We start from the raw sequence: 16,368 nt of genomic DNA, 5'->3' as shown, positions 1-16,368 counted from the left end.
TCGTTGTTGCGAGCCACACCAGGAAAAAATAGGGGTTTTGTATCATCATCAGGAACTAGATTCTCGTTCTGAAGACCGTCCTGGTAGACGATTAATCAATATTTTGCCTTTTAAGAATACACTATTGCGTTAAAAATCGATGCCGCGCCCGTGACTCACGATTCGAGGGTGGGTGCTGGACGTGGCGGCGGGCAACGGCAACGCCACGCTGGCCGCCGCCCGTCGCTTCGCGCAGGTCACTTCGACCGACTACGTGCCGCAACTGCTCGAAAAAGGCGCGGCGCGCGCCAAAGCCGAAAGTTTGGAGGTTCGATCCAACGGCGGATGCCGAAAAAACCTCCCCTTCGACGCCGGTTCCTTCGACGTGGCGCTCTCCACCTTCGGCGCGATGTTCGCGCCCGATCAGGCCAAGACGGCGCGAGCTGTTGCGCGTGGTGCGCGGCGGCGGCCGCATCGGGTTGGCGAATCGGACGCCTGAAGGGTTCATCGGTCAGCTCTTTCGGATGATCGCCCGCTATATTGCGCCACCGGCGGGTCTAAAATCTCCGGCGCTGTGGGGCTCCGAAACGCACCTCGATCAACTGTTCGGCGAGGCGGCCAGCGCCATTCACTGCGCGCGGCGACATTTCAACTTCCGCTACCGCTCGGCCGCTCATTGGATCGAGGTGTTCCGTCATTACTACGGGCCGACGCACAAAGTCTTTGCCGCGCTTGAGGCGGCTCGTCAAGCTGATTTGACCGCCGACCTGACGGCCCTGCTCGAAGGATTTAATATCGGCGGACCCCACTCCTTGGTGGTACCGGGCGAATACCTTGAAGTCGTGATCGCAAAAAAGCCGGCCCCGTGATCGATTGCGGGCGTTCGCGTGGGTAACGACCCCGCACACCTTTCCAGGCTTTTCCGCCGGCGGATTCGCGGCTACTGACCGCAATTCTTACTGTTCACCACCGCTACCGCCCCTCCCCTTCAGCCGTGTGGGGTCAGGTCCAGAATCACGTTGAAGGTCGCCATCAATTCGGCGCCCGCCCCCTGCGCCGGCGTGAAATTCGCCAGCACCAACTCACGCCGGTCTGCTGGAATGTCGTTGAACAGCCCATCACGGGCGTTCAGCGGCTCGCCCCGCACGTAGAGTTGGGTGACGAAAGGCCGCTCGCCTTCGGGAAACACCGCAAAGTGAATATGCGGGGTGCGGCCTGGATACGGCACCGGCCGGATGGTGCGAAAGCGATAACGGCCTTCGGCGTCGGTGACCGTATGCCCGAAGCCCTGAAAATTGGCATCGCGTCCGCCGGCGCGATCCGAGGGATGGTGATAGCGCCCGTTGGCGTCGCATTGCCAGATCTCGATGCGCGTCCGCTCGATAGGCTTGCCGTTACGGTCGAGCAATCGCCCGTTCAAATCGGTGCTGCGCCCTTGAGCGATGCCGCTCGCGCCGCGCACGCGAGTCAGATCGTTGTCGTCATCGAGCGGCGGTTCGGTCGGATAGAACGGGCCGGCGGTTTGAGCCGGCGTGGGCTCCAAGCGCGCGGCCGCCCGCGCGCCATCCGCCAACAGCCAAGCTCCAACAGTCCATAACAACCGGCGCCGCCCTGGATCGGGATTCATGGAAAGCCTCCTCCGTCGAGATCGATAGTCAATCACAGTTGGTTACTTAGATGCGGCTCCGGCCCTTGAGGTTGCGCCCGCCGCAAGACCTCCTCAGCCGTTCGGCGGCCCAAGTGAAACAGCTTTAAAAATCATCCTGCCGTTCTCGCTCGTCACTCCTTGTTCGCCCCAGCAGTTTTTTGCGCTCCCGCCCGTGCTGGAAACGCTTTAAGCCGGAGCTAGCCGAAACAAATGAAACGAAAACGCCAGTTGCTGAAATCGGTCGGAAATCCGGCATCGCTAATTTAGTTCTCGCAGGATCACCCGCCACTTTTTTTGATGGCGGCAGCCAGCCCGCATCAAAAGCCGCGTTTGGGCTTTGCTGTAACCACTTTCAACCAGGAACGAACCTACGATGAAATCCATCTTCACAACCGGCGCGGCAGTGGCCGCACTCGCCGCCAGCTCAGCGATCAACGTCGCCCGAGCGAGCGAGGATATCCGCTTCGATCTGACGCCTTCCGGGGGGGTGCGGCAATGCCTGCCGAACGCCAGGGGCGAGGTGAGCATCGACGCCGGCGAAAGCGCGGAGCTGATGAGCGTCAAGGTCGAAGGGTTGCCCGCCAATACCGCCTTCGACGTGTTCGTCATCCAGGTGCCCAACCTCCCGTTCGGGCTGTCCTGGTATCAGGGCGACCTCACCACCAACGCCAAAGGCAAGGGCAAGGCCCGCTTCGTCGGCCGCTTCAACATCGAAACCTTCATCGTCGCGCCGAACGTCGCGCCGGCCCCGGTCGTGCACGAGACGCCCATTCCCGACGCCGACGCCAACCCCCCCACCGGCCCGGTCCACACCTATCATCTGGGCCTCTGGTTCAACTCGCCCGCCGACGCCCGCGCCGCCGGTTGCGCCGACACCGTGACGCCTTTCAACGGCGAGCACAACGCCGGCATCCAGGTCCTCAACACCGGCTCCTTCCCGGACGATCAAGGCCCCTTGGCCCAGTTGCGGCCCTGAGCGAGCGGTGAAGGGCAGCAATACAGCCGTGTGTGGTGTTGCTGCCTTACTGATGCGCCAATGACCGATAAAATTTAAGGAGTTCGACGCCTCCAGAGTTCGATGGTCGGCGCTCAACCCAGCACCTGCTGCACGGCCCGGATCACCTCGCTAGGAATAAAGGGCTTTTCCAGCAAGGGCCGGCCGGTTTGCGCCAAAAACTCACTTGCCTCCATCCTGAACGTATCGCCGCTAATAAAGATAATCCGGTCGAGCAACTGGGGATGGGAGTGTTGCAAGTGCCGATACAGGCCCGGACCGTCCAGGTCGGGCATCTTCAAATCGCTGAGAATCACGTCGTAGCTTCTAACCGCCAGCCGCCGCAGCGCCTCGTTACCGCTGGCGGCGGTATCGACCCGATGGCCCGCCGCAACCAACATTTCGCTCAGCATTTCGGCGATATCGGCTTCATCGTCGACGATCAGGATGGTGCGGGGCTGACTCCCGAGGTGTTTGGGCAGAGCGTCGTCCACCGACGCCGCCGAAACCGCCAGCGGCAGGCTGATGACGAAGCGGGCGCCGCCCGTCTCAACCGGTTCCAGGCTGATCTGGCCGCCGTGCGAAGCGATCACCCCGTAACTGAAGGATAAGCCGATTCCGGTGCCCATCCCCACCGGCTTGCTGGTGTAGAACGGCTCGAAGATGCGGGAACGGATGGCCTCCGGCACTCCTGGACCGTTGTCGGCGAATTCGATCCTTACCCGCTGTTCGTCCCGCGCAAAAGAGCTGGTGATTTCCAGGTAGCGCGGAGGATCGATCTCCAGCAGCGCCTGCTGGGCGTTGACAATCAGATTGGTAAAAACCTGAGTGAGTTGATCGGCGTCGGCGGACAGCTCCGGCAACAGCGGGTCGAGGTCCAAAACCGTACCGATGTCCGCGGTGCGCAGGCTGTAGGCGGTCAATTCGACGGCGGCCTCGATCAGCCCGTTCACCGACACCGGCCTGCGCTCTGGCGGTTGTTGTCGGGCGATGGACAAAAAAGTTTTGACGATCCGCGCGCAGCGCTCGGCGGCTTGGCGAACCTTGCTGAGTTTGGTTTTGAGCGCGGGATCGGTCGTTTCTTCTTCTAGCATGATCGCTCGCCCGACCACCACCGAGAGCGGGTTGTTGAGCTCGTGCGAAACCCCCGCCAACAAGGAGCCGAGCGCGTTGAGTTTCTCGCTCTGATGCAGCGCTTCCCGCTGCCGCGCGATTTCCCGCTCCGCCCGCTTGCGCTCTTCCAATTCTTGCTCCAGTTGCTCGTTGAGCAGAGCCAGCTTCACGCTGCGTTCGTTCAGGGCATTTTCCCGAGCGCCTATTTCAAGCGACATGGTGTTCAAGGATCGCGCCAACCGCCCGATTTCATCCAGGCGGTGATTGGCTAGATGAATATTGAAATCCCCGACGGCAATGCGATTCGTCGCCTCCATCAAACTGGTCAACGGCTTGGATAACTGCGTTCTCAGCACAAAAAACGAGGTGACGATTTCCACCAACAGCGCAATAACGCCCAAGAGTAAAATAAGGCGCGCGGTGACAAAAGCTCCCCTGATAATAATAGCCTTCGGAAACACGGTCACCAAATACCAACCCGGCCCTTGCAGCCGAGTGACCGCGAGATATTCATCATCTTCATCATTGTCGATGATGATAGCGGTATCAGCTTGGTTTTTCACTAACTTAAAGATCCGCTTTAAATTAGCATCGCCCGCTTTTGCAATCGACAAGTTGCCATTTTGGGCTTGAATGGCATCCATAAAACGCGGATGAGTCAACAACAGGCCATCTTCACGCAGCAGAATATTGTAAGTCCCTTCAATGCGGCTGCTGAGCATGCGTTCGATCAATTCATGCAATAACATGTCATGCCCCACGGACAACATATATTTGCCGTCAAAATTGACCGGCTCCGTCGTGGAGACCATCCAGTCATTGACGGCGTAATCAAAATAAAGCGTGGACCAGGTTGTTTTCCGCGCGGCGCGCCGATCGTCAATCACTAATACTTCGTCATTTTCATTTTCGTTTAAGGCCAGTTTGGCGTTGACCTCCCAGGAATTGGCGTTCAACCCCCAAGGCTTTCCAGGCCAGTAGATCAAGATCCCGTGCTCGGGGGTAGTGATGTAAAGGTTGACAAAACGCTGTCGCCAGGCGGGCCCGTACTGAGCCAGCAGGTCATAGCCGATCACCAAGCGCCGCCGCAGCTCGGCATCGAAATTGACGTACTTGCCGATAACCCCTGTAATATCTGATTTTTCAAAGAAAAAATCCCGCAGGCGAGTACTGCCATCTTCGCGCTCGGCAAACAGTTCCCCAAACCTCGTCTGCGGGTCAATCCCATCGAAATTTTCAAGGCGCTTGGCGTAGTCCTGGGCGAAGGTCCGCAAATTATCCTGAGCCAATACAAAAATAGCGCTTTCCCGCGCGCCCCACTCTTGCACGTAGCGCTGCAATTGCTCCAACGTCTGGGTTTGCAGGTTATGCTTGACGTGAAAATAACTGATGACAGTGGCCACGGTGACGATGGCGGTAATCCGAATCGCCATCTGAAAGAGGGTTTGCCGCGTTAACGAACGCGACGGGCGAGGAGCGGCCATACCGGTTCAACCCTCGCTGGAGGGATCGCTCGACGGGCTTAGCGAACGAGTTCCGCCAACGGCGGAACCGTGTCGATCCCCAGCTTCTCCGCCATTCTCACATTAAACAACAGTTGACCTTTCTTGTTGGCGGTAATGGGAATTTTGCTGGGCGCAACGCCATCGAGAATCTTGAGCGCGGCGTAAGCCGACCAGGTTCCCATCTCTTCAAAATCCTTGGCGACGCCCACCAGCGCGAAGGGTATCGACCAGCGGTGCTCCGTTCCAATCGGTATCTTGACATGGTTTTCAGCAAAAGCTCGCGCTTCTTGATCGTTCCAATCCACAATACCGACATGGCTGGTCATCATCGCCATATCGACTTCATCCTGAAGTTTTAAATAGCTTTGTTTCCACTCCTCGAAGGTCGTGGCAAAATAGATTTTGCTGAACTCGATATCAAAGCGTTTGATGTAATATTCCAAATTTTTTCGTTCGGACAAAGTATCACCCGCAATAAAGCCGATGCGATTTCCTTTTGCGTATTTCTTAAGATGCCTGAAGATTTCCGAAACCAGCGCCACCTCGATCATTCCCGTAACATTTTTATAAGGAAAGCCATAGACCGATGCATCCCAATTCACTCCGCAAAAGACAAAAGGCAGCTCGGCATCTTTATAATAAGGCATGATCAAATACTTGGACGCGTTATCGTCGCTGGCGATCACCACGTCCGGCCGAAACTCCTCGATCACGGCCTTTGCTTTGAGCGCGGCCGCCTGACTGAAATCCTCGGCGGGATTGCGTTTGGTATCCATGTAAATGATCTGGAGCTCGATCGGATACTTTTTTAAAACAGCCTCGATGCCCTGGGTGATAGGGTCGCTTCCTTCATAGCCGACATGGTAAGAATTGATATACAGGATTTTCTTACCTTCATAGGTTTGGCTGAAGGCGGCACCGATAACAGCAAGCATCCCCAGCAAGAGCCAGAGGCACTGCTTGCTCGACGGATAGCGGGTCGCGCCGATGCGCCCCTGCCAAGAGTGAGGGTTCGTGACCTTTACGGCAGTGCGGAATGGCATATCATTCCTCCTTATCGGGAACGAAGAGGTAACCTTTGCCCCATACCGTTTTGATAATTTGCGGTTTGGCGGGATCTTTTTCGATCTTGCGTCGAATCCTGGTAATGCGGACATCGATGCTGCGGTCGAAAGGATCCCAATTGCGGTTGTGCGCCAGGTCCAGGATTTGATCGCGGGTCAGGACTCGATTGGGATGCGTTGCGAACGCTTTGAGCAGGTCGAACTCCATCCCGGTAATGGTGATTTCCTCACCGTCGGTGTTGAACAGCTGATGCGATTCCAGATTCAGCACATACTTGCCAAAGCGGATGCCGGCCAGCTCTTGCTCGGCAGCGCGTTCAGCCGCCTCCGCCCGCGACAGCCGCCGCAGCACGCTTTTGATGCGGGCCAACAACTCGCGGGGATCGAAGGGTTTGCTGATATAATCGTCAGCACCCATTTCCAGGCCCACGATCCGGTCGACCACCTCGCCGACAGCGGTCAGCATGATGATGCCGACCGGGTGATGCTCGCGCAGGAAGCGAGCCAAGCTCAAGCCGTCTTCACCGGGCATTTTGACATCCAGCAGCACTAGATCGACGGCTTGTTCCGCCACGATGTGGCGCATGGTCGGGCCATCTTCGGCCGTCGTGATCTTGAAACCCTGCTTGACCAGGTATTCTTCGACCATCTCCCGCAATTCGGGCTCGTCATCGACAACTACAATATGTGCTTGATCGCTCATGGCACCTTCTCCGGCTCAGCGGCGCTAAAGATTTTGATGCAGTCCTGGTCCTGGTTTAAACACAGTCTAGTCGTTCGAACGACGCCAAACCGCTCCGATCTCCGCAAATATCCGAGCATGTTGATCGGGTATCGCTCAGGTGACAAGCCATGCGAATTCTTCTGGTTGACGACCACACTCTATTTCGCGAAGCGCTGCTGCACGTTCTCAAACAGTTCGACAGCACCGCCGTGGTGATCGAAGCGGCGACCGCCCAGGAAGCCATGCGCATGGCCGCCCACTATCACGACCTCGACCTGATCTTGCTGGATCTGGCCTTGCCGGGCGCGAGCGGCTTGGCCGCCTTGCCGGAACTACGCGAGTTGCGCCCGACCGTACCTCTGGTCATCCTGTCCGCCTCCGAAGAACCGCTCGCCGTCCGCCAAGCGCTCAAAACCGGGGCGATGGGCTACATCCCAAAATCGTGCAGCAGCCACGAGATGGTCTCGGCCCTGCGTCTGGTGATGGCCGGCGAGATCTACATTCCACCCGCCTTGCTGGCGGTTCTGGAAACCGTGGCAACCGCGCCGGACGCAACGGTCGACCCCGCCGCCGGAGCGGGCGGCCCCGAGACCACGGCCGCCCGCGCGCTACCGGCCCGATCTCCCGACCCAACTTCCGTTTCCGAAGAAGCCCGCTTCGACGGGCTGACCCCCCGGCAACTGGAGGTCTTGCGCCTGATGGCTCAGGGCTTATCCAACAAGAGCATCTGCAAGCACCTGCATGTGGCGGAAGGGACGGTCAAGCTGCACGTCACCGCCGTCATGCGGGCGCTTAAAGCCGCCAACCGAACCCAAGCGGTCCTTGAAGCCACCCGGCTGGGTTTGCTGGCCGCCGCGGCCAAACCGGATTGAAGGCGACGCCACAACCCCAGTGCCTTCGATCATTCACGCTCGTTGGCGCGGATCAGATGGCGCACGGCCGAGCGCAGCTTGGCGGGTTGCACCGGTTTGTGCAGCAGGGGATAGCCGCTCGCCTCCGCTTCGCGCAGGTGTTCGGGGTCGGTATCCCCGGTGATGATTAACGTCGGCACGTAGCGGCGCAGGTTCTTTTGCAAGACCGCCACCGCTTCCAGCCCGGAGACTTCGCCGCGCAAGCGATAATCCACCACCAACAGTTCGGGCGGCGCTTGGCTTTCAAGCTGGTTTTGGGCCTCGACCAGCGAAAGCGCCTTGATGACGGCGCAACCCCACCGCCCCAGCAGTCCGCTCATCGCTTCCAATACCGGGCTGTCGTCGTCCAGCACCAGCACCCGTCGTCCCTGCAACTCGCGGCCGGGAACCGCCGCCGACGCGGGCGAGGGGTAACAGGCGGAGCGCTCGGCAAGCGGCGGCGCGATGGTAAAACAGGACCCCCGCCCCAGCCGCGAGCGGACGGTGATGGGATAGCCCAGCAGCGCGGCCAAGCGCTTGACGATGGCCAAACCCAAGCCCAAACCCAAGCCCTGATGGCGGTCGCGCTCCGGGTTGCCCAACTGGTGGAACTCCCAAAAGATCGCTTCCAGCTGGTCCGCCGGAATGCCGGAGCCGGTATCGTGCACTTCGATCCGCAGCTGGCCGGCGCGGCAGCGGGCGCCGACCAGGACGCGGCCGTTGCTGGTATAGCGCAAGGCGTTGGCCAGCAAATTTCGCAAGATGCGTTCCAGCATCGCCAGATCGGTCTGGACGATGGCCCGGCTGAGCCGCACCCGCAAGCTGTTGGCGGTTTCCCGCGCCAGCGGCTGATATTCGGCATCTAGCCGTTTGAACAGTTCGGCCACCGCCACGGGCCCGATATGCGGGCGGATCACCCCGGCGTCCAGTTTGGAAATATCCAGCAAGGCGTTGAGCATACCGTCGATGGCGGCGATGGACTCCTCGATCTGCCCGATCAAGGGCTCGGTCTCGGCATTGCGGACCCGATCCGCCAGGTTGGCGAAAAACAGGCCCAGCGCGTGGATGGGCTGGCGCAAGTCGTGGCTGGCGGTCGCCAGAAACCGGGTCTTGGCCGCGTTGGCCTGCTCCGCTCCCTGGCGAGCGGTGTTCAGAATCTCCTCGCGGCGCTTGAGTTCGCTGATGTCGGTATAGGTGAAAATCTGGCTGCCGTCGGTCAGGGCGCTTTGGCGGATCTCGATGATCGCGCCATCCGCGCGCCGGTACTCTAGTTGCCCCGTTGACGGCAGCGCCAGCGGCGGGTCGGCGGCGTTCAAAACCGCGCTAAACGACTGACCCGCGTGCGGGCTGCGCTCATCCAGATCGAGCAAATTCAGCCATTGCCGGTTCCACATCCGCAGCCGGCCTTCATGATCGATCAAGCTGATACCCTGTTGGATGTTTTGCAGCGTCGTTTCCAGCAAGGCGGATTTTTCCTCGGTTTCCCGCCGCAGCGCGGCGTTCTCGAAGCGAAGCTGTAAGGAGCGGTTAAGCGTTTTGTAGACGTTTCTGGCATAGAACAAGCTCGCCGCCAGATTCAGACTCACCAGCAGCGCGACATCCGCGCCCGCCGCGCCGGCCCGCAGGATCAGGACCGCCGCCAGCGACAGCAAGGTCAGCGCCGAGGCCAGATAGGCCGGCGGATAAGACACCACCGCCATCAGCGCCTGAGCGTTCAAGACCACCAGCATCACGGTGATGATGATGAGGTTGAGCGGTTGCGCCGGGTCCAAGAACAAAACCGGCACGGCACCCCACGCCAGGCCAAAAGCCCAAGATAGCGCGGCGGCGGCCCGCCCCCAGGGAGGTATCGCTTCCACCGCCGGCCGGCGCCGCTGATACGCGCGCATCAACAGCCAGCGCACCGCCGCCAACCCGTAAAGCACCGCCAGCCAAACCGACAAACGATCGCGCGCCGCCTTATCCCACAGCATGAACACCAAGACGGTGCTCGACACCACATGAACCGCAATGGCGACTGGGATAGAGCGGAATAGAGTGCCGATCAGCTCGGCCTGAATTTCAGCCTGCGTAACGCGGTCACCGGGGTTCATGGCTTGGCTCATCTTGGTTACTCGGAAACATCAAAAACCAGCTCCATTCGCAGGTTGCGGTAAAAACGAATGCCGGCCCTCGATCAATACCCTGACTTGGCATTGTACCCGTGCCCCGAATAGCCCGGTTTTTGTTCGGGCCGACGCCGAACGGCACGATTCCTTTGCAACGGCTCATCAGCTCATTATTCGAGACCTTAAACCGGCTCATAGCGATAGCTCCATTGCAAAGCCTCCGGCTCCGCGAGCGACGCGGGATCGAGCAGGATGCAGGTTATCGGCTCGTATTTTCCGATGGCGGGACAGCCGGTTTGCTCCCAGCGAACTGGCTCGAACTCGGAAACGGCAACTCTACCGGCAATTTGTTACTTTTCAGTATTTTCAGTGCATTTTGATTCTTGCACCGAATGCCCCGATTGAGTATAGGCCTTCCGCTTTATAACTTTAGTCATAGTACTAAATGACTAAATCGTTTCAATTGTTTCAGTTGTTTCACGTCAGGTCAAATTGAATCATACGATAGGTTCAATTTGAACTGTCTTTCAAGACCAATGTTTCTAATTGCAATTAATTAAACGTAATTCTTTTTAAAATTTGCCAGAAAAATAGACAAAATCTTTTACTTTTCTCACTGGAAATAATAAAAAACTAATAACCTCTAAATTTTGGCCAACCGCTGATGCTTATATAAAAAATTAAATATTTTCATGGCATTATAAATATATCAACGGCTATATCGACTCAGAAATAACCACCCAGAAAGGCATTTTATAATTCCTTACTTTATGATTGGCACGATAGTGGCTTACATCTTCTGCGTCATTTGTTACTGCACTGATAAGTTGATGGCTTTTGGTAAGTCACTCGTTCTATGACTTCTGACTTATTTGAAAAAATTGATTTCCAACTTATAGTCAATAACAAGCAAAACTTAATGCAATTCAATCTGCGAACTGCTTGAGTCGGTAGAATGATAGAAGCAGTCATTCTTAGGCAAGCAGCCCAGGAGAAACCATGAAAGAACCCATGAAGTATTTCTCGCAAAGCATGACCCTGTTAGGCAAGGTCACGGATGTCAACGTCAAAGAGGCGTGCTTTACTCTGCGCTGCCGCAGCGGAGACAGTTTTCTGGTTCGGACCAGCTCGCAGACCACCTTTAACGTATTGCGCAATTTGGATGAACTCAGCCGGGATCGCGTCCCCGCGCCCCCGGATTTCAATTCTGGCGGCGGCATATCCGAGCTGGTGCGTAAATACGTTCATTCCGATGAGCTGGTCATTATTTACGGCATCTATCAGGCGCATCAAGGCAAGGAACAATTCCAAGCCAGTACCGTCACCCTACCCCATTACGAGAAAGGACGGTACATCTTCGAGGAATCGCACTGGTGGCTGACCCAGATTTCCCGCTTGGCCGACGAATGGCTGGACGATCTGTTCGGTGATCGCCGCACCTATGAAATGGATGACTTCGCCGAGTTTTATCAAACCAATCTCAACATTTTCGGCTTGCCGATGCAGGATGATAACGTGCAGGAATGCGCGACCTTATCCCGCCTGATCTACGGGCTTTCCTCGGCTTACTTATTGACTGGCAACGAGCGGTATCTGTGCGCCGCCAAGGCGGGCGTCCGCTATCAACGCTACACCTTCCGCACGTTAAGCCACGACGGACAAAGTTGTTTCTGGAGCTTTGGCAAACGCAAAATCCGCGACCGAGGGGCGAAAATCGCGGTGGCTTCGGAAAATCCGGACGACCGCGACACCATTCCGCTCTACGAGCAAATCTACGCGCTGGCCGGTTTGGCGCAGTACTACCGCATCACTCAGGATTGGGAAGTCTTGGAAGATATTCAGCGCACGGTTCGCACGTTCCAAAGATTCTATTTAGATTCACCCAAGAATGGTTTTAGTGGCTTGGAGGGTTATTTCTCCCATATCGATTACGCAACCCTGCGGCCGGATACCGAAGCACTGGGCGACAATCGCTCGCGCAAGAATTGGAACTCCATCGGCGATCATATCCCCGCCTATCTGGTCAATCTGATTCTGGCGCTGGACCCGCTGCCGCGCGGCGGTAAAGGCTGGGAAGAAATCGGCGAGTTTTTAAACACGTGTCGGACGATTCTGGACACGACTTCCCGACTGATCCTGCAGAAATTCCCCGACCCCAATCCCGAAGTACCGTTCGTCAACGAACGCTTTCACGCCGATTGGACCCCGGATCAAAACTGGCGCTGGCAGCAAAACCGCGCCGTGGTCGGCCATAACTTGAAGATCGCCTGGAACCTTACGCGCGTGGCGAGCTATTACCGGGTCTTGGCCGAAGAAGACCGCGACCGGGGCCGGGACACCCAAGCGCAACAGCACGAGCTTTATGCCACCGATTTTCTGAATCTGGCGAAAAAACTGGGCGATGCGATGGCCATTCATGGCCTCGATCAAGTCCGGGGCGGCTGTTTCGATGCGGTGGAACGCGAGCCGCAGCCCAACGTGCCGATCGAATTCACCTGGGGTAATACCAAAGACTTCTGGCAACAGGAGCAAGGAATTCTCGCTTATCTGATCCTCTTTGGCTCCACGCAGGAATACCGTTATTTGGAGCTGGCGCGCGAAATGGAGATTTTTTGGAACGCCTGCTTTTTGGATCACGATAACCGGGGCATCTTCTTTCGGGTCAACGACAACGGCCACCCCATTATCGAAGGCGCTTATGGCCAAAAAGGCGGCCATTCCGTTTCCGGCTATCACGTCTTTGAATTGAATTATCTGGCCCATATCTACACTCGTTCCTTCGTGCGTCCGGTGCTCGATCAAGATGAGGACGGCGCTAATTTCTGCCTGTTCTTCTGCCCGGATGCCAAGACGGGGCGCGCCACTCTCAATGTCTTGCCGGATTTCTATGCTCCCGGCGCCATAGAGATCGCGGGAATCTCAGTCAACGGCGTACCGCGCGCGAGCTTCTCCGAAGACAACTTCCAAATCGACCTGGAGGAAGAAGAACTCGGTTCTCCCATCGTCGTGGAATTCCGTCCCAAGCTTCTCAAGAAGGTGTGACCGTGGCTCTTCAACCGCTAGCGAGCAAAAAAATCGCGGTGCTGGTGGAAAGCCAGTACGTGCCCGGCGAAATCGAAGCGTACCGCTACGGCTTCGGCGCGCTGGGGGCGGAGGTGCACTTCATGTCGCGGCTGTGGAATCAGCCGAAACAGACCTTCGTCGGCGAGGTGGAACAACCGGGCCAAACACCGCAGACCTTGGATGTCAGCATCGACTTCCAACACGTCGCGCTGGAGGACTACGCGGCGGTGATCATGGCGGCCAACTACACCAGCGTCCGGCTGCGCTATTTCGAGCCGCCACAGGGACAACTCATTGCCCCGGAAATGGTCCGCGCCGCGCCGGCGGTCGAGTTCTTCGCCCGCGCCATGCGGAACCGGCGCATCGTCAAGGGACCGCTGTGCCACGGCTTGTGGATTCTGACGCCGTACCCGGAGTTGCTGAAGGGGCGCAAGGTGATTTGCCACGAGGTGGTGCTGGCGGACGTGTTGAACTGCGGCGCGATTTACGTCCCGCAAGACGCGGAAAACGGCGGGGTGGTGGTGGACGGCGATCTGGTCACCGGTCGCAGTTGGCATGTAGTGGAACCCTTCATCCAGGCGGTCGCCCGGCAGATTTTGGCGTTAAACGCGGAGGTTTGAACTCATGAGTCGCAAGATTTTGATCGTGTTGTCGGAATGGGGTTTTTGGGGCGAGGAGCTGATCGGCCCGCTGGACGTATTCGACGCCGCCGGCTACGAATCCGTGTTCGCCACCCCGACCGGCAAGCGGCCGGTCGCCATCACCGTCAGCAAGGATGCGAGCTTCGTCGATCCGCCGCTGGGCCGGCCGGTCACCACGCCGGAAATGGCGGCCAAGGTACAGGCCATCGACGATCCGGCCAACCCGCGCCTGGACAACCCGATCAACCTGTCGGCCTGGTTTCCGATGCAGCCTTACTGGAGCGCCCCCGAAGTGTTGCGCCAGTGGGAGAACTACTACCGGGAGGTGGCGCGCGCTCAGGAACAGCTCAGCCAATACGACGCCTTGTTGATGGTCGGCGGCAGCGGCCCGCTGGTCGACATGGCCAACAACTACCGGGTCCACGAGCTGATTTTCGGCTTCTTGCGCCAAGGCAAACCGGTGGCGGCGGAATGTTACGCCGTGACCTGTCTGGCCTTCGCCCGCGATCTCAACGACCGCAAAAGCATCATCTGGGGCAAGCGGGTCACCGGCCATTGCAAGGAATACGACTACCTGGACGGCACCGGTTTCATGGAGCGCTACAACCAGTTTCTGAATTTCAACATGGGGCCGCCGCCCTACCCGCTGGAATACATCCTGCGCGACGCCACCGGTCCGGACGGCGGCTACATCGGCAACGTCGGCCGGGAAACCTCGGTCATCGTCGATTACCCCTTCATCACCGGCCGCTCCACCCCGGATTCCACCCTGACCGGACAGATGGTGGTGGAAACCTTGGAGCGGGGCCTGCGCCGCTTCGGCTGGTGAGCGCGGGCGAGACGGCGACAAGCGAACGAGCATCGAAATCTCGATGAATAAAGGTGAAGTCATGACCGGGAAAACAGGACACCGCAAGCTCTTGGAGCAACTGGAAGCGGACGGCGTTCGCTATTTGTTCGGCAATCCAGGCAGCAGCGAGGAAGGCTTGCTCGATGAAATTTCGCGCTTCCCGGCCATCGATTACATCCTGGGCTTGCAGGAAGCGGCCATCGTCGGCATCGCCGACGGCTACGCTCAGGCGACGCAAAAACCGGCGGTGGTGCAACTGCATTGCAGCGTCGGCCTCGGCAACGCCATCGGCAGTCTGTATCACGCCAAGCGGCGGCGCTCGCCGCTGGTGGTGATCGCCGGCGAGGCCGGGGTCGCCCACGACGCGATGGACGCGCAGATGGCGGCGGATTTGGTCGCCATGGCCCGGCCCGTCACCAAGTACGCCGCCCGCGCCATCGACTCGCGCAGCTTGCTGCGGCTGCTGCGGCGCTGCCTGAAGATGGCGGCGACCCCGCCGTTCGGACCCGTGTTCCTCTCGGTGCCGCAGGATGTGCTCGACGCGATCAACGACGAGCCGGTCCTCCCGACCGTCACGCCCTCGGCGCGGGTCGTCCCGGAACCGTCGATCGTGGCCGCCGTCACAGCCATGCTGCGCGGCGCGCAGAACCCGCTGATTCTGATGGGCGACGGCGTGGCGCACGCGCAGGCCCAGCCGGAGCTGGCGCAATTGGCGGAAATTTGGGGCGCGCGCGTTTACGGGGTGATGGCCTCCGAGTTGAATATCTCCTGGACCCACCCGCTCTATTGCGGCCTGCTCGGCCACATGTTCGGCCATTCCAGCCAGCGCGTGGTGGCCGAGGCGGATGCCGTGGTCATCTGCGGCACCTACGTCTTCCCGGAAGTGTTCCCGCTGCTGACCAATCCGTTCCGGCCGGACGCCAAGATCATCCATATCGACCTCGACCCTTACGAGATCGCCAAGAACCATCCGGTCACGGTGGGGCTGCTCAGCGACCCGAAACTGACCTTGAAGGCGTTGGCCGACGCGCTGGCCGACACCGTGACACCGGCGCAGCGGGTCGCGGCGGCCGAACGTATTCGGACCATCGGCGCGGCCAACGCACGGACCCTGCTGGATGCCAAGACGCGGGACGAGGCGGCGCGCGACGCCCTGCCCCTACACATGTCCGCCTTCGCGGCGGAATTGGCCAACCACCTGCCCGAGAACGCGATTCTGTTCGACGAATCGCTGACTCACTTCCCGGAGCTGACTCGCTGGCTGCCGCCGCACGCGCCGGGCTCTTTCTTCCAAACCCCCGGCGGCACGCTCGGGGTCGGCCTGCCCGGCGCGATCGGCGCCAAGTTGGCCCATCCGGAGCGGACGGTGCTGGGTTTCTCCGGCGACGGCGGCTCGATGTACACCTTTCAGGCGCTGTGGACGGCGGCCCATTACCGGATCGGGACCAAGTTCGTGGTCTGCAACAACGGCGGCTATCGGCTGCTCAAGCTGAACTTGCTCGATTACTGGCGCGGCCTGGGCCTGACGCCGAACCAGTTCCCGGAGTTCCCGCCGTCGTTCGACATCGCCGATCCCGGCCTGGATTTCGTCGGGCTGGCCCAGGCGCTGGGCGTACCGGGTCAGCGAGTCGCAACACCCGCCGACATCACGCCGGCGATTGAGGCGATGCTGGCGCACGACGGACCGTTTTTGATCGATTTGCTGTTGGACGGCAGCGTCCAGCGGCCCGTGAGTTGAAAGGGGGTAGCCGTTATGCCGGATCACAACACGTCGAGGGGCGCGGGGCCT

The 16,368-nt window shown here is 59.0% G+C and carries 11 protein-coding genes and 1 pseudogene; 7 read left to right on the top strand and 5 right to left on the bottom strand.

The genetic code is table 11. The features are described 5' to 3' along the window. The first annotated feature begins 160 nt into the window (after positions 1-160). Positions 161-848: pseudogene (locus IPK09_16815) on the top strand (class I SAM-dependent methyltransferase). A 119-nt stretch (positions 849-967) separates the two neighbouring features. Here the strand turns inward: IPK09_16815 and IPK09_16810 are convergent. Continuing rightward, positions 968-1,606, bottom strand: coding sequence for an intradiol ring-cleavage dioxygenase (locus IPK09_16810; GenBank protein MBK7985259.1), 639 nt, complete (start codon positions 1,604-1,606; stop codon positions 968-970). Between the two features lie 394 nt (positions 1,607-2,000). Between IPK09_16810 and IPK09_16805 the strand changes: the two genes are divergently transcribed. Next, positions 2,001-2,603 (top strand): hypothetical protein, encoded by a 603-nt coding sequence (locus tag IPK09_16805; protein ID MBK7985258.1) that lies wholly within the window; start codon positions 2,001-2,003, stop codon positions 2,601-2,603. Positions 2,604-2,716: 113 nt separating this feature from the next. Here IPK09_16805 and IPK09_16800 read toward each other — a convergent pair whose 3' ends face one another. The 3 genes from IPK09_16800 to IPK09_16790 all read right to left on the bottom strand — a co-directional run bounded on the left by IPK09_16800 (position 2,717) and on the right by IPK09_16790 (position 7,006). Further along, entirely contained in the window at positions 2,717-5,167 is a 2,451-nt protein-coding gene (locus IPK09_16800; GenBank protein ID MBK7985257.1) for a response regulator, read from the bottom strand. An 89-nt stretch (positions 5,168-5,256) separates the two neighbouring features. Continuing rightward, entirely contained in the window at positions 5,257-6,282 is a 1,026-nt protein-coding gene (locus IPK09_16795; protein ID MBK7985256.1) for an ABC transporter substrate-binding protein, read from the bottom strand. A gap of 1 nt (position 6,283) precedes the next feature. Next, positions 6,284-7,006, bottom strand: a complete 723-nt coding sequence (locus IPK09_16790; protein ID MBK7985255.1) for a response regulator — start codon at positions 7,004-7,006, stop codon at positions 6,284-6,286. A gap of 149 nt (positions 7,007-7,155) precedes the next feature. On the opposite strand from IPK09_16790, the gene IPK09_16785 reads away from it, so the two are divergent. Further along, positions 7,156-7,899 carry a response regulator transcription factor gene (locus tag IPK09_16785; GenBank protein MBK7985254.1) on the top strand — a complete coding sequence of 248 codons (744 nt, stop codon included), beginning with the start codon at positions 7,156-7,158 and terminating at the stop codon, positions 7,897-7,899. Between the two features lie 29 nt (positions 7,900-7,928). Here IPK09_16785 and IPK09_16780 read toward each other — a convergent pair whose 3' ends face one another. After that, positions 7,929-10,010, bottom strand: a complete 2,082-nt coding sequence (locus IPK09_16780; protein ID MBK7985253.1) for a PAS-domain containing protein — start codon at positions 10,008-10,010, stop codon at positions 7,929-7,931. A 1,026-nt stretch (positions 10,011-11,036) separates the two neighbouring features. On the opposite strand from IPK09_16780, the gene IPK09_16775 reads away from it, so the two are divergent. The 4 genes from IPK09_16775 to IPK09_16760 all read left to right on the top strand — a co-directional run bounded on the left by IPK09_16775 (position 11,037) and on the right by IPK09_16760 (position 16,317). Beyond that, positions 11,037-13,067: an AGE family epimerase/isomerase gene (locus tag IPK09_16775; protein MBK7985252.1), complete on the top strand. Its 2,031-nt coding sequence runs from the start codon at positions 11,037-11,039 to the stop codon at positions 13,065-13,067. 2 nt (positions 13,068-13,069) lie between these two features. Beyond that, positions 13,070-13,708, top strand: coding sequence for a DJ-1/PfpI family protein (locus IPK09_16770; protein ID MBK7985251.1), 639 nt, complete (start codon positions 13,070-13,072; stop codon positions 13,706-13,708). Between the two features lie 4 nt (positions 13,709-13,712). Then, a complete protein-coding gene (locus IPK09_16765) occupies positions 13,713-14,558 on the top strand; it encodes a type 1 glutamine amidotransferase domain-containing protein (protein MBK7985250.1) in 846 nt (281 codons plus the stop codon). A gap of 61 nt (positions 14,559-14,619) precedes the next feature. Then, positions 14,620-16,317 (top strand): thiamine pyrophosphate-binding protein, encoded by a 1,698-nt coding sequence (locus IPK09_16760; GenBank protein ID MBK7985249.1) that lies wholly within the window; start codon positions 14,620-14,622, stop codon positions 16,315-16,317. Positions 16,318-16,368 lie beyond the last annotated feature (51 nt).

This window comes from Candidatus Competibacteraceae bacterium (assembly GCA_016713505.1).
GTDB lineage: Bacteria > Pseudomonadota > Gammaproteobacteria > Competibacterales > Competibacteraceae > Competibacter_A.
Note: the sequence above shows the minus strand (reverse complement) of the source record. Positions and strands in the feature narration are given on the sequence as shown.

Coding starts and splice junctions, on each gene's coding strand:
- IPK09_16810 (MBK7985259.1), bottom strand. CDS start 1,606: ATGAATCCCGATCCAGGGCGGCGCCGGTTGTTATGGACTGTTGGAGCT.
- IPK09_16780 (MBK7985253.1), bottom strand. CDS start 10,010: ATGAACCCCGGTGACCGCGTTACGCAGGCTGAAATTCAGGCCGAGCTG.
- IPK09_16765 (MBK7985250.1), top strand. CDS start 13,713: ATGAGTCGCAAGATTTTGATCGTGTTGTCGGAATGGGGTTTTTGGGGC.
- IPK09_16805 (MBK7985258.1), top strand. CDS start 2,001: ATGAAATCCATCTTCACAACCGGCGCGGCAGTGGCCGCACTCGCCGCC.
- IPK09_16800 (MBK7985257.1), bottom strand. CDS start 5,167: ATGGCGATTCGGATTACCGCCATCGTCACCGTGGCCACTGTCATCAGT.
- IPK09_16775 (MBK7985252.1), top strand. CDS start 11,037: ATGAAGTATTTCTCGCAAAGCATGACCCTGTTAGGCAAGGTCACGGAT.
- IPK09_16790 (MBK7985255.1), bottom strand. CDS start 7,006: ATGAGCGATCAAGCACATATTGTAGTTGTCGATGACGAGCCCGAATTG.
- IPK09_16785 (MBK7985254.1), top strand. CDS start 7,156: ATGCGAATTCTTCTGGTTGACGACCACACTCTATTTCGCGAAGCGCTG.
- IPK09_16760 (MBK7985249.1), top strand. CDS start 14,620: ATGACCGGGAAAACAGGACACCGCAAGCTCTTGGAGCAACTGGAAGCG.
- IPK09_16795 (MBK7985256.1), bottom strand. CDS start 6,282: ATGCCATTCCGCACTGCCGTAAAGGTCACGAACCCTCACTCTTGGCAG.